A 13276-nucleotide genomic window follows, 5' to 3' on the forward strand; every position below is an offset into this window, starting at 1 on the left:
TCAGGTGGCTGTCTCGGTGCCGATCTTGACGCGCCATTCGCCGGTCAGGAGCTTTTGCATGAGGCCGCGCTTGAGGCTCTGGTAGTGCCGATCCTTTTCTTCCAATGCCTCAATCTTGGACGTGATCGCACCAAGCAACTCAGCAATGTGGAGCTGCTCTTCCAAGGGAACCAGCGGCATGAATATGTTCAGCAACGAAGCCTTAGAGATGTTCTTCATGCTTCCGCTGGTTCCGGTGGCAGCCTTTCGAACTTCTTGCCTAACTCCCGGGCTTTGAAGGTAGAACGCTAGCCAGCGCGCCGAATGGGCGCTGTCGGTTGGCCGAGTCTGCCAAAGCTTGTCTGGTAGGAATAGCTCCGGGTGAGAATTCACTACGTAGGCAGATTCGCCGACGAGTGCTGGAGTGTTGGCCCGGCTGATGATGATGCAACCTTCTTGTACCGGTTCAGCCACTCGATCAAGTTCCATGGGAACGACGGTCTTGTGATTCGACGGAAAAAATCTGCCGTCTTGAACTGAGCTGACCTTGAGCACGCCTATCTCGCCCGGGCGGCAGACCCGGTCTTCCGCGTTCACGCTAACGCCTGAGCGAAGCTCGGCGATGTAGGCGCCTAGCGTTGCTGCTCCCCAAGCCCGGGGGAGTTCTCGCCCATCAATATGGTGGAGGTGCGTGTGGGGTGCCCATGTGCCGTTCGAGCCTTTGGTGCCGACACCCCGGCTGAATAGTGTCTGCATCAGGCCCTGCTTAAGGGTCTGGGTGGCTTCAATCTGGCGCGCAATCACGTCCAGCTTGTCGTCCACAGCCGTCAGGATGGCGGCGATCCTTGTCTGCTCAGCCAGTGGTGTTCGCGGCACGGGCAATGACAGGACCGTCTCCTTGGAGATGTTCTTCATGCTGTTGCTCGTGCCTGTCGCCGCCGCCACAATGAGCGCCCTCACCGCGGGATGCTGCAACCAGTAGGACAGCCAGCGCTGTGAATGTGGCTCGTTCGACGGCTCCGTCTGCCAAAGGCGATCCGGCAGGAACAGATGCGGGGCGTCTTCTTCGACATACCCTGACTCTCCGACGAGTGCGGGCGTATTCATGCGGCTAAGGATGATTCGGTCAGCACGGACACTTGTCGCGACGCGCCCACGGTCCGCGGGGACTACGACCTTGTGCTGTTCAGGAAAGAACTTGCCTCGGAGCACCGCACCGGACTTCAGCACGCCGACTTCATCCCCTGCGCAGCCACCCTCAGTCTCAACCGCATTGACGCTCACACCAGCATTCAGCTCAGCAACGAAATCCCCAACCACTCCCAGTTTCCAGTCCGAGGCGATCAAGCGCCGCAGGCTGTTCTGAAGGAAATGGTGAGTTGCCTGTGTCATATACGCTCCCCGAACAAACCCAGCTCTGACAGGTAACCGTTCATACGTGCATCAATCTGCGCCTCTTCTTCGGCCAGTGCCGCCAGTTCCGCCAAAGTTGCCGTCACATTGACGGTTTCCTCGGTCTCCCCTTTATCGATGTACCGCGCAATGTTGAGGTTGCCGTTATTGCCGCGAATCTCGTCCAGCGTGACCAAGCGGCAGTAGTTCTCCACCTCGGCCTGCCGCTCGAAGGCGGTTTTATGGATGCGGGCGATGCGCTCGATATCCTCGGTGCGAAGGCTGTTCTGGGCCTTGCCTTCGAGATACTCATGGCTGGCGTCGATGATGATGACCTTATCTTTGAGCGCGACGGGCTTGCGCTTGTTCAGCACAAGCACACAGGCCGGGATGCCGGTGTTGTAGAACAGCGCGGACGGCAAGCCGACGATGGCCTCGATCAGGTCGCCCGGTTGGCCTCCACTGGCGGCATCGGTGCCGAACAGCAGGCCCTCGCGAATCTTGCCCTCTTCGCCGCTGCGGAACAGCACGCCGTGCGGCAGGATGATGCCCATTCGGCCATCGGCCTTCAGGCTGGCCAGCATGTGCTGGGCGAAGGCCAGGTCGGCATAGCCACGTGGCGGCACGCCGTAGGTGAAGCGGCCGAAGGGGTCGCTGACCTCCTTGTAATTGGGCGACTTGGGTTTTTTCTTGGGATCCTTGTCTTCGCTCTCTTTTTTGGCTTCGCTCTCCAGCTCCAGCGGCGTCCACCAGGCCTTGGCCGAGAACGGCGGATTGGCAATGACGCGGTCGAAGGTCTTGAGGTAGCCGTTGTCCAGGTGCTTGGGCTCCACCAGAGTGTCGCCACGCTCGATTTCGGCCCGCATGTTGTGCAGGTAGAGGTTGAGCTTGGCGATGGCCCAGGTGCCCAGGTTCTTTTCCTGGCCGTAGAGCAGGGCGTTGGGGCGGTCGCCGATCAGCGTGCCGCCGGGCAGCTTGGCGATGTGGTGTGCGCTCTCCACCAGCATGCCGCCGCTTCCGCAGGTAGGGTCGTACACGCTGTGGCCGGGTTGCGGGTCGATGAGCTCCACCACCAGCTGCACCACGGCCTTGGGCGTGTAGAACTCGCCGCCCTTCTTGCCGGCATCGTCGGCAAACTGCTTGATGAGGTACTCGTAGGCATCGCCCAGCATGTCGGCCTTGTAGAGGTCGGCATTGCCCAGCTTGTACTGGTTGAAATGGCGCAGCAGGCGCTGCAGCGTGGCATCGGACAACACGCGCTTGTCGCCGTACTGCGTGGCGGTCAGCACGTATTGCAGTTCGGTGTTGTATTGCTCGATGTCCGAGAAGGCCTTGTCCAGCGCCTCGCCGATGTTCTCGGTACGGGCGATCAGGCTGGGCCAGCGCGCGTTCTTGGGGAACGATCCCCACTTGTCCTGGACCTCAAGCACGGCATCCACCTCGCTCAGGAGCTCCACTTGCTGGAGATGTCGCACACGCTCTTCAAATACATCGTTGAAGCGCTTGAGGAACAGCAGGCCGAAGATGTAGTTCTTGAAGTCCGAGGAGTCGATGGAGCCGCGCAGAATGTTGGCGGACTCCCAGAGCCAGGATTCGAGGGTTTCTAGGGTTAGCTGGTTGGCCATGTCTCTGTGTATTACCGGTGCAAGAGGCGCGAAGCTGGCTAGTAGCGCCTCGGATGGAAAGCAATGGAGGTTGCCAATTAATGGCAAAAGACCCATAAGTTTCCCAACTTATGGGTCTCAAATTTTCACGTAATGTGTCGCCTTATAGGCGGCCTACACGTCGATATTGCCCGCCCGCAGCGCATTCGTCTCGATGAAGTCCCGGCGCGGCTCCACCTCGTCGCCCATGAGCATGGTGAACACGCGGTCGGCCTCGATGGCGTCGCCGATCTGCACCTGCAGCAGGCTGCGGACGGTGGGGTCCATGGTGGTTTCCCACAGCTGCTCGGGGTTCATTTCGCCCAGGCCCTTGTAGCGCTGGCGGGCCGTGGTGCGTTCGGCCTCGTGCAGCAGCCATTGCATGGCCTGGCGGAAGTCGCCGGCCTTGTCGCTCTTGGCCTTTTCGCCTTCGCCACGCGTGACCTTGGCGCCTTCGCCCAGCAGGCCGTTGAAGTTCTGGGCTTCGTCAGCCAGCGCGGCGTAGTCGTGGCTGCGCACGAATTCCTGGGTGAGGATGGAGCTCTTGATGTTGCCGTGGTGGTGGCGGCTGATGCGCAGCACGGGCTTTTCGGAGACCGGGTCGATTTCGGCCGTGACCTCGGCGGGCACGCCCGTGGTGGTCAACTCGCGCAGCTTGGCCTCCAGGATGGGGGCGCAGGCCTGGGCCGCCTCGATGCTGTCCAGCGTGATCTGCACGCCGTCGGCGATGGCGCGCAGGGCCTCGGCATCCATGAAGTTGGACAGGCGGTCGATGACGGTCTCGGCGGCCAGGTGCATGTTGGCCAGCTTGGCCAGTTCCTCGCCGTCCAGCGTGCGCGGGTTGGCGCCGCCGGTGCTGACGCTGGCGTTCATCAGCGCGATGCGCAGCAGGTACTGGTTGAGCGCGGGGCCGTCCTTGATGTACAGCTCTTCCTTGCCGTTCTTGACCTTGTACAGCGGCGGCTGGGCGATGTAGATGTGGCCGCGCTCGACCAGGTCCGGCATCTGGCGGTAGAAGAAGGTCAGCAGCAGGGTGCGGATGTGGGCGCCGTCCACGTCCGCGTCGGTCATGATGATGATGCGGTGGTAGCGCAGCTTGTTGGGGTCGAAGTCGTCGCTGCCGCTCTTGCCCGATTCGGCCGTGGCCTTGCCGATGCCGGTGCCCAGGGCCGTGATCAGGGTGACGATTTCGTTGCTGGACAGCAGCTTCTCGTAGCGGGCCTTTTCCACGTTCAGGATCTTGCCGCGCAGCGGCAGGATGGCCTGGAACTTGCGGTCGCGACCTTGCTTGGCGGAGCCGCCGGCGGAGTCACCCTCGACGATGTAGATCTCGCACAGCGCCGGGTCCTTTTCCTGGCAGTCGGCCAGCTTGCCGGGCAGGCCCATGCCGTCGAGCACGCCCTTGCGGCGCGTCATCTCGCGGGCCTTGCGCGCGGCCTCGCGGGCACGCGCGGCATCGACGATCTTGCTGCACAGGATCTTGGCGTCGTGGGGCTTTTCCTCCAGGTAGTCGGTCAGCGCCTTGGCGACGATGTCCTCCACGGGCGCGCGCACTTCGCTGGAGACCAGCTTGTCCTTGGTCTGGCTGCTGAACTTGGGCTCGGGCACCTTCACGGACAGCACGCAGCACAGGCCTTCGCGCATGTCGTCGCCGCTGACCTCGACCTTGGCCTTCTTGGCCAGTTCGTTCTGCTCGATGTACTTGCCGATCACGCGCGTCATGGCGGCGCGCAGGCCCGTCAGGTGGGTGCCGCCGTCGCGCTGCGGGATGTTGTTGGTGAAGCACAGCACCTGCTCGGCGTAGCTGTCGTTCCACTGCATGGCGACTTCGACGCCGATCTCGGTGCCGGGGATGCCGCCGTAGCTTTCCGCAGGACGTGTGCCGTTGGCGTGGAAGGCGGTGGGGTGCAACACCTTCTTGTTGGCGTTGATGAACTGCACGAAGCCCATGACGCCGCCGGCGCCGGAGAAGTCGTCCTCGCGGCCGTCGCGCTCGTCCTTGAGGCGGATGCGCACGCCGTTGTTCAGGAAGGACAGTTCGCGCAGGCGCTTGGCCAGGATCTCGTAGCGGAACTCATGGTTCTGCGTGAAGATTTCCGTGTCGGGCAGGAAGTGGACCTTGGTGCCGCGCTTGTCGCTCTTGCCGACCACGCGCATGGGCGAGACCTCGACGCCGTCCACGATCTCGATGGGGCGGTTCTGCACCTGGCCGCGCGAGAAGTCGATCTCGTAGACTTCGCCGTCGCGGCGCACGCTGAGCTTGAGCCAGATGGACAGTGCGTTCACGCAGGACACGCCCACGCCGTGCAGGCCGCCCGAGACCTTGTAGCTGTTCTGGTTGAACTTGCCGCCCGCGTGCAGTTCGGTGAGGGCGATTTCGGCCGCCGAGCGCTTGGGCTCGTGCTTGTCGTCCATCTTCACGCGCGTGGGGATGCCGCGGCCGTTGTCGATGACGGACAGGGAGCCATCGGCATGGATGGTGACCAGGATGTCGTCGCAGTAGCCGGCCAGGGCTTCGTCGATGGAGTTGTCCACCACTTCGAAGACCAGGTGGTGCAGGCCCGTGCCATCGGAGGTGTCGCCGATGTACATGCCGGGGCGCTTGCGCACGGCCTCCAGGCCTTCGAGGATCTGGATCGCGCCTTCGCCATAGCCGCTGGAGTCTGAGCCTTCGGGGGCAATGGTCTGGTTTTCTGGCTTGTTCTCGTCGGTCATGGAAGGCCCTGGGGTAGTTCCGTCGGAAGCTGTCGCTTCGCTTGAAAATGTTCGATTCGGCCGCTGGCGCGGTGCGTAGGGACGCGCGCTGCGGGCTACGAGTCGGATAGGGTGGTTGCGCGCCTTGCACCGGCTTGTGCCACCGGGCGGCGGGTGCAGGGGCTGCGCAATGTGTCAGGCATCGGGTAGGTGTTGCGCGCGCTCAGATGCGCATCGGCATCACGACGTACTTGAAGCTGTCGTTCTCGGGGATGGTCAGCAGCGCCGAGCTGTTGCCGTCCTGCAGGTCGATCCTGATCATGTCCTGGCCCATGTTGGACAGGGCGTCGATCAGGTAGGTGACGTTGAAGCCGATCTCGATGGTGTCGCCACCGTAGTCGATGTCCAGCTCGTCCATGGCCTCTTCCTGCTCGGCGTTGTTGGAGGCCACGCGCAAGGTGCCGGGCTCCACCGTCAGGCGCACGCCCTTGAACTTGTCGCTGGTCATGATGGCCGTGCGCTGCAGGCTGGCCAGCAGCGGGGCGCGGCCCAGGGTCACGCTGTTGGTGTGGTTGCGCGGGATGACGCGGTTGTAGTCGGGGAACTTGCCCTCGACCAGCTTGGTCACGAACTCCATGCCGCCGAAGGTGAACTTGGCCTGGTTGTTGGCGAACTGCATCTCGATGTGGGGCTGGTTCTCGCCGCCGGCATCCGACAGCAGGCGCTGCAGCTCCAGCACGGTCTTGCGCGGCAGGATCACTTCCTGCTTGGGCACTTCCACGTCCAGCTGGCTGCTTGCAAAGGCCAGGCGGTGGCCGTCGGTGGCCACCAGGGACAGCTGCTTGCCCTCGGCCACGAACAGGATGCCGTTGAGGTAGTAGCGGATGTCCTGCACGGCCATGGCGAAGGAGACCTGGCCCAGCAGGTCCTTGAGCACCTTCTGCGGCACGCTGAACGACGGGCCGAAGGCCGCAGCCTCCTGCACCAGCGGGAAATCCTCGGCCGGCAGGGTCTGCAGCGTGAAGCGGCTCTTGCCGCCCTTGAGCACCATCTTGGCCTGCTGGGTCTCCAGGCTCACGGTCTGGTCGCCGGGCATGGTCTTGAGGATGTCGATCAGCTTGCGCGCGCCCACGGTGGTGGTGAAGTCGCCGGTGTCGCCGCCGAGTTCGGCGGTGGTGCGGATCTGGATTTCCAGGTCGCTGGTGGTCAGCTGCAATGCGTTGCCGGTCTTCTTGATCAGCACGTTGGCCAGGATGGGCAGCGTGTGGCGGCGTTCGACGATGCCGGACACCGATTGCAGGACCGCGAGAACTTTGTCTTGTGTGGCTTTCAGGACGATCATGTCAACCTCTGATTTAAGGATGCGGGTCTCGGTGGGAGCGGCGGCTCACACATGAGCCCCCTCTTGCCGCTCGAATCCCCCATTTTGCCGCGTACGCAGGGCCTGAACGGGGGAGTTTTCATCAACCTTTGAGAGTTTGCTCCAGCACGTGCAGCTGCTGGTTCAGCTCGGTCAGTTGCTGGCGTTCGCCGGCGATCTTGCGCACCGCGTGCAGCACGGTGGTGTGGTCGCGTCCGCCGAACAGCTCGCCGATCTCGGGCAGGCTCTTCTGGGTCAATTCCTTGGCCAGGTACATGGCAATCTGGCGCGGCCGGGCAATGCTGGCCGGGCGCTTCTTGCTGTACATGTCGGCCACCTTGATCTTGTAGTAGTCGGCCACCGTCTTCTGGATGTTTTCCACGCTGATCTGGCGGTTCTGGATGGACAGCAGATCACGCAGGGCCTCGCGGGCCAGCTGGATGGAGACTTCCTTCTGGTTGAAGCGCGAATAGGCCAGGATCTTGCGCAGCGCGCCTTCGAGCTCGCGCACGTTGGAGCGCACGTTCTTGGCCACGAAGAAGGCGACTTCCTCGGGCATCTCGGCGTTCTCGGCGCGGGCCTTGTTGATCAGGATGGCCACGCGCATCTCCAGCTCGGGCGGCTCGATGGCCACCGTCAGCCCGGAGTCGAAGCGCGAGACCAGCCGCTCGTGGATGTTGGCCAGACCCTTGGGATAGGTGTCCGAGGTCATCACGATGTGGCTCTTCTTGGCCAGCAGGGCCTCGAAGGCGTTGAAGAACTCCTCCTGCGTGCGGTCCTTGTTGGCGAAGAACTGCACATCGTCGATCAGCAGCAGATCCAGCGAGTGGTAGCGCTCCTTGAATTCGTCAAAAGTGCGGCGCTGGTAGGCCTTGACCACATCCGAGACGAACTGCTCGGCGTGGATGTAGAGAACTTTCGCGTCGGGCTTGTCGGCCAGCAGCTTGTTGCCCACGGCATGCACCAGGTGGGTCTTGCCCAGGCCCACGCCGCCGTAGATGAACAGCGGGTTGTACAGGTGGCCGGGCGAGCCCGCCACATGCATGGCGGCCGAGCGTGCCATGCGGTTGGCCGTGCCTTCCACCAGGGTTTCAAAGGTCAGCGCGGCGTTCAGGCGCGTACGGAAGACCGGCGCTGCCGCGTCTTCGCCAGTGACCGTGGGCACCGAGGTGACAATGGTTTCCGGTGGGGCCGAGCGCTCGCTGGAAGATGGGCGAACATAAGTACGCACAACGCTTTCCCGTTGAGCGAGCGCTAACTCAAGTGTCACCGGCTGGCCATAGAGCGACTCCAGCATGGCCGAGATGCGGCCTGCATATTGGGCGCGGATCCAGTCGAGCTTGAAGCGGTTGGCCACGTAGACGGTGACTTTGGAGAAGTCTTCGGCGACGTGCGCGGTCAGGGGCTTGATCCAGGTGTTGAACTGCTGCTCAGGCATTTCCTGCCCCAGTTGCTCAACGCAGACTTGCCACAGGCCCTGGCCTGCATCGTTCGTAGGTTCCTCTGTCATTGTCGAAGTCTAGTTGTGGATAGGAGGAACTGTTGCGAGGCTGCCATTGTAGCTTTTGCGGAAGTTATCCACAAAATATCAGGAGCTTGTCCTCTGCCCTGTCGCAAAATGGGCAGGCATCCTTCGGGTTCGAAGGGCATTGCATCAAGTGGGCAACGCTGTGATAATCGCGGGTTTCCCTGAATGTGTTCAGGGTGATATGTCCCGCCCGTCTGCATCGGGTCTGCATGCTGCTGCTGGTTGCCTTGGGCGAAACCTTCCCGGTTCGCGCTCCTGGCCGCACATGGCAAGTGCATCGTGCAGATTTTTGGCAGGTGGCCTGGCGGTTTGCCTTTGTGGCGGCTGCTGGCTGCACTGCGTGTAGCGTGCCGGATACGGGACCGGTGCAAAACTGAACCTTCTCTAGGAACCAACATGAAACGTACTTACCAACCCTCCAAGACCCGTCGCGCCCGCACCCACGGCTTTCTGGTCCGCATGAAGACCAAGGGCGGCCGCGCCGTGATCAACGCTCGCCGCGCCAAGGGCCGCAAGCGTCTGGCCGTCTAAGGCCAGCCATTGCTGGGCGGTTTGCTCGCTGCACTGAACCCCTGAAAGGGGTGCTGGAATGCAACGGCTGAAAACACGTCCGCAGTTTCAGGCCGCCATGGCTGCCGGTACGATTTCGCGTACCGCGCACTTCGCCCTGCACCGTCTCGTTCTGACGGAGCAGGTCGCTGCCATGCCGCCACCGACAGGGCCCGGATCGCAAGATCCGCAGGCCCTGTTCGGCGTTGGCGCGGTGCGCCGGGATGCCTGGCTGGGTGCCATGGTGCCCAAGCGCTGGGCGCGCCGATCGGTGACACGCCACACCATCAAGCGGCAGATCTACGCCGTGGGCGGCGAGCACGAGGCCTTGATGCTCCATGGCGCGCATGTGGTGCGACTGCGCTCGGGCTTTGACCGGCGCCAGTTCGTGAGCGCCACGTCCGATGTGCTCAAGCAGGCGGTTCGTGCCGAGCTGCAGCAGCTGTTCGCCCATGCCGCGAAACGCCTGTCGCAGCCGGCACCCGGGTTGCCTCAGCCAGCGCAGGAGCCGGCCGCTGCCGCTGGCGAGCCTGCCGGAGCCACGCCATGATGCAGCGGCTGCTGATGGCGCTGGTGCGTGGCTATCGGCTGATGCTCAGTCCCTGGCTGGGCTCGGCCTGCCGCTTCACGCCGACCTGCTCTGCCTATTCCCTTGAAGCGCTGGAGCAACACGGCGCTGCGGTAGGCTCCTACCTGACACTGCGCCGACTGGCGCGCTGTCATCCGTGGTGTGACGGGGGGCATGACCCTGTGCCAGAGCACAAGCCCAGGCTGTTCACCAGCCTGACGGCTGCGCCCGAAAACACCCAACCTTCCTCACCTAAGAAGTCTTCATGAACGATATTCGCCGCACCATCCTGTGGGTGATATTTGGCTTTTCGCTGGTCTTGCTATGGGACAAATGGCAAGTGCACAACGGCAAGAAGGCCACTTTCTTCCCCGCGCCGGCCGTGGCCACGGCCCCGGCACCTGAAACGGGCAAGGCGCCCGGCGACGCCAGCGTGCCCTCGGCAGCGACTGCGGCAACGGCCGGTGCCGGCGAAGTGCCTGGCGGCGCTGCCGCGCCCGAGGCTGCTCCGCGCCAGAACGTGACCATCAGCACCGACGTGCTGCGCCTGACCTTCGACAGCCAGGGCGGCACGCTGCGCCATGCCGAGCTGCTCAAGTACGCCGATTCCGCCCACAAGGACAAACCGGTCGTGCTGTTCGACGAGAGCGTGCACCGTGTGTACCTGGGACAGTCGGGCCTGATCGGCGGCGGTTTCCCCACGCACAAGACGACCATGACCGCGCTGCCCGGTGCACGCGAGCTCAAGGACGGCGAGGACCAGATGGAGCTTCGCTTCGAGTCGCCCGACATGGGCGGCGTGAAGCTGGTCAAGATCTGGACGCTCAAGCGCGGTGCCTACGACATCGGCGTGCGCCATGAAGTGGTGAACACCGGCACGACTGCCGTGAACCCGCAGCTGTACCTGCAGCTGGTGCGCGACGGCAACAAGCCCGAAGGCGAAGAGTCCACCATGTACTCCACCTTCACGGGCCCGGCCGTCTACACCGACGAGAAGAAGTACCAGAAGGTCGAGTTCAAGGACATCGAAAACGGCAAGGCCAGCGTCGAGAAGTCGTCCTCGGGCGGCTACGTGGCCATGGTCCAGCATTACTTTGCCAGCGCCTGGCTGCTGGCCGAAGGCGTGCAGCGCGAGAACTTCCTGCGCAAGGTGGACAGCAACCTCTACGCCGTCGGCATGATCACGCCCGTGGGCACCATCGAGCCCGGCCAGAGCAAGAGCGTGGAAGCGCGCCTGTTTGCCGGACCCCAGATCGAAAAGCGCCTGGAGGCTCTGGCCCCCGGCCTGGAACTGGTCAAGGACTATGGCTGGCTGACCATCCTGGCCAAGCCGCTGTACTGGCTGCTGGACAAGCTGCACGGTTTCCTGGGCAACTGGGGCTGGTCCATCGTGGCCCTGGTGCTGCTGCTGAAGATCGCCTTCTACTGGCTCAATGCCAAGGCCTACTCCTCGATGGCCAAGATGAAGGCCATCAACCCGCGCATCATGGAAATGCGCGAGCGCCTCAAGGACAAGCCCCAGCAGATGCAGCAGGAGATGATGCGCATCTACCGCGAGGAAAAGGTCAACCCCATGGGCGGCTGCCTGCCCATCATCATCCAGATCCCGGTGTTCATCGCGCTGTACTGGGTGCTGCTGTCCAGCGTGGAAATCCGCAACGCGCCCTGGATCGGCTGGATCACCGACCTGTCGGCCAAGGACCCGCTGTTCATCCTGCCCGTGCTGATGACCCTGTCGTCGCTGCTGCAGACCGCGCTGAACCCCGCTCCGCCGGATCCGATGCAGGCCAAGATGATGTGGATCATGCCCCTGGTCTTCAGCGTGATGTTCTTCTTCTTCCCGGCCGGCCTGGTGCTGTACTGGCTGACGAACAACATCCTGTCCATTGCCCAGCAGTGGATCATCAACACCCGCATGGGCGTGCCGCCGCAGTTCAATCTGCCCAACTTCGGCAAGACCAAGCCTGCCAAGTAAGCCTGCGAAGGCCCTGGCTCCAAAGCCCGCTTCGGCGGGCTTTTTTCATGGGCGGCCTATCATCGGCGGCCTGAAATCCCTTCCCAAGAAAGCTCCATCCATGCTGCCCCGCCACAACGACCCCATTGCCGCCATCGCCACCGCTCCGGGGCGCGGCGCCGTGGGCATCGTGCGCGTCTCCGGCAAGGGGGTGGCGCCGCTGGTGCGGGTGCTGTGCGGGCGCGACCTCAAGCCGCGCGAGGCCACCTATCTGCCGTTGCGCGATGCCGCAGGCGGACCCATAGACCACGGCCTGGCCCTGTTCTTCCCGGCGCCGCACAGCTACACCGGCGAGGACGTGCTGGAGCTGCAGGCCCACGGCGGCCCGGTCGTGCTGCAGCTGCTGCTGGCACGCTGCCTGGAGGCGGCGCAAGAGCCTCTCGAAGGCCATCGCAGCGTACTGCCTGGCCTGCGCCTGGCCCAGCCTGGGGAATTCACCGAACGTGCCTTTCTCAACGACAAGATCGATCTGGCCCAGGCCGAAGCCATTGCCGACCTGATCGACGCCAGCACCGAGGCCGCCGCGCGCAGCGCGAGCCGCTCGCTGTCGGGAGCCTTCTCCGAGGAGATTCATGGCCTGCGCGATGCGCTGGTGCACCTGCGCATGCTGGTCGAGGCCACGCTGGACTTTCCCGAGGAAGAGATCGACTTCCTGCAAAAGGCCGATGCCAGCGGCCAGCTCGCGCGGCTGCGCGGCAAGCTGGACCAGGTGCTGTCGCGCGCCCACCAGGGTGCGCTGCTGCGCGAAGGCATCAAGGTCGTGATCGCAGGGCAGCCCAATGCGGGCAAGAGCTCGCTGCTCAATGCGCTGGCCGGTGCCGAGCTGGCCATCGTCACGCCCATCGCCGGCACCACGCGCGACAAGGTGCAGCAGACCATCCAGATCGAGGGCGTGCCCCTGCATGTGATCGACACGGCAGGCCTGCGCGAGAGCAGCGACGAGGTCGAGCGCATCGGCATCGCGCGCGCCTGGGACGAGATCGCCGCGGCCGATGCCGTGCTCTTCCTGCACGACCTCACGCGCATGGGCGACAACGACTATCTGGCCGCAGACGCGGCCATCGCCGAAACCCTGGCCCAGAAGCTGCCGGGCCAGGTGCCCGTGATCGATGTCTGGAACAAGACCGATCGCGCCGAGCCGGCCCAGCTGCAGGCGCATGGCGGGCGCGAAGGCAGCGTGGCGCTGTCGGCACGCACTGGCGACGGCCTGGATGCGCTGCGCCGGCGCCTGCTGGATGTGGCCGGATGGCAGTCCGCCCCCGAAGGCCTGTACCTGGCGCGCGCACGCCATGTGGAGGCGCTGCAGGCCGTGGCCGCGCACCTGGAAGAGGCCGAGCTGCAGCTGGCGGCCCAGGCCGCCCATCTGGACCTGCTGGCCGAGGAACTGCGCCTGGCCCAGGTCTCGCTGAACTCCATCACCGGGGAATTCAGCTCGGATGACCTGCTGGGTGTGATCTTCTCGAGCTTTTGCATTGGCAAGTGACGGAGGGGATCCGGGCTGAGCGCGGCATGCCCAGCACGGCTGATGGGATGGCGGCAATATTTATCT

The 13276-nt window shown here is 63.8% G+C and carries 10 protein-coding genes; 5 read left to right on the top strand and 5 right to left on the bottom strand.

The genetic code is table 11. From position 1 onward, the window contains the following. From ACF8LI_RS16470 to dnaA, 5 genes are all read right to left on the bottom strand, one after another. Nucleotides 1-1371, bottom strand: a complete 1371-nt coding sequence (locus tag ACF8LI_RS16470) for a restriction endonuclease subunit S (RefSeq protein WP_162233970.1) — start codon at nt 1369-1371, stop codon at nt 1-3. Continuing rightward, nucleotides 1368-2996 (bottom strand): class I SAM-dependent DNA methyltransferase, encoded by a 1629-nt coding sequence (locus tag ACF8LI_RS16475; protein ID WP_047217512.1) that lies wholly within the window; start codon nt 2994-2996, stop codon nt 1368-1370. Before ACF8LI_RS16475 ends, ACF8LI_RS16470 begins: the two co-directional genes overlap by 4 nt. Before the next feature lie 153 nt (nt 2997-3149). Next, nucleotides 3150-5729, bottom strand: a complete 2580-nt coding sequence (gene gyrB, locus ACF8LI_RS16480) for a DNA topoisomerase (ATP-hydrolyzing) subunit B (protein WP_392413372.1) — start codon at nt 5727-5729, stop codon at nt 3150-3152. A gap of 202 nt (nt 5730-5931) precedes the next feature. After that, nucleotides 5932-7050, bottom strand: coding sequence for a DNA polymerase III subunit beta (dnaN, locus tag ACF8LI_RS16485; protein WP_016447260.1), 1119 nt, complete (start codon nt 7048-7050; stop codon nt 5932-5934). A gap of 121 nt (nt 7051-7171) precedes the next feature. Then, complete coding sequence (dnaA, locus tag ACF8LI_RS16490; protein WP_016447259.1) at nt 7172-8578, bottom strand: chromosomal replication initiator protein DnaA; 1407 nt, start codon at nt 8576-8578, stop codon at nt 7172-7174. Between the two features lie 414 nt (nt 8579-8992). Here dnaA and rpmH point away from each other — a divergent pair, with 414 nt between their 5' ends. From rpmH to mnmE, 5 genes are all read left to right on the top strand, one after another. Continuing rightward, entirely contained in the window at nt 8993-9127 is a 135-nt protein-coding gene (gene rpmH / locus ACF8LI_RS16495; protein WP_012207856.1) for a 50S ribosomal protein L34, read from the top strand. Nucleotides 9128-9185: 58 nt separating this feature from the next. Beyond that, entirely contained in the window at nt 9186-9695 is a 510-nt protein-coding gene (locus tag ACF8LI_RS16500; RefSeq protein ID WP_017407041.1) for a ribonuclease P protein component, read from the top strand. Continuing rightward, nucleotides 9692-9982, top strand: a complete 291-nt coding sequence (gene yidD, locus ACF8LI_RS16505) for a membrane protein insertion efficiency factor YidD (RefSeq protein ID WP_016447257.1) — start codon at nt 9692-9694, stop codon at nt 9980-9982. Before ACF8LI_RS16500 ends, yidD begins: the two co-directional genes overlap by 4 nt. Next, a complete protein-coding gene (yidC, locus tag ACF8LI_RS16510) occupies nt 9979-11688 on the top strand; it encodes a membrane protein insertase YidC (protein ID WP_016447256.1) in 1710 nt (569 codons plus the stop codon). Before yidD ends, yidC begins: the two co-directional genes overlap by 4 nt. A gap of 100 nt (nt 11689-11788) precedes the next feature. Further along, nucleotides 11789-13210: a tRNA uridine-5-carboxymethylaminomethyl(34) synthesis GTPase MnmE gene (mnmE, locus tag ACF8LI_RS16515; RefSeq protein ID WP_017407040.1), complete on the top strand. Its 1422-nt coding sequence runs from the start codon at nt 11789-11791 to the stop codon at nt 13208-13210. The last annotated feature ends 66 nt before the right edge of the window (nt 13211-13276 follow it).

Origin of the sequence: Delftia sp. WSY_12 (assembly GCF_043104645.1) — a bacterium.
Classification (GTDB): domain Bacteria; phylum Pseudomonadota; class Gammaproteobacteria; order Burkholderiales; family Burkholderiaceae_C; genus Comamonas; species Comamonas tsuruhatensis.

What these genes read in the sequence shown, in the direction of transcription:
- ACF8LI_RS16470 (WP_162233970.1), bottom strand. Translation starts at nt 1,371, where the DNA reads ATGACACAGGCAACTCACCATTTCCTTCAGAACAGCCTGCGGCGCTTG.
- ACF8LI_RS16475 (WP_047217512.1), bottom strand. Translation starts at nt 2,996, where the DNA reads ATGGCCAACCAGCTAACCCTAGAAACCCTCGAATCCTGGCTCTGGGAG.
- gyrB (WP_392413372.1), bottom strand. Translation starts at nt 5,729, where the DNA reads ATGACCGACGAGAACAAGCCAGAAAACCAGACCATTGCCCCCGAAGGC.
- dnaN (WP_016447260.1), bottom strand. Translation starts at nt 7,050, where the DNA reads ATGATCGTCCTGAAAGCCACACAAGACAAAGTTCTCGCGGTCCTGCAA.
- dnaA (WP_016447259.1), bottom strand. Translation starts at nt 8,578, where the DNA reads ATGACAGAGGAACCTACGAACGATGCAGGCCAGGGCCTGTGGCAAGTC.
- rpmH (WP_012207856.1), top strand. Translation starts at nt 8,993, where the DNA reads ATGAAACGTACTTACCAACCCTCCAAGACCCGTCGCGCCCGCACCCAC.
- ACF8LI_RS16500 (WP_017407041.1), top strand. Translation starts at nt 9,186, where the DNA reads ATGCAACGGCTGAAAACACGTCCGCAGTTTCAGGCCGCCATGGCTGCC.
- yidD (WP_016447257.1), top strand. Translation starts at nt 9,692, where the DNA reads ATGATGCAGCGGCTGCTGATGGCGCTGGTGCGTGGCTATCGGCTGATG.
- yidC (WP_016447256.1), top strand. Translation starts at nt 9,979, where the DNA reads ATGAACGATATTCGCCGCACCATCCTGTGGGTGATATTTGGCTTTTCG.
- mnmE (WP_017407040.1), top strand. Translation starts at nt 11,789, where the DNA reads ATGCTGCCCCGCCACAACGACCCCATTGCCGCCATCGCCACCGCTCCG.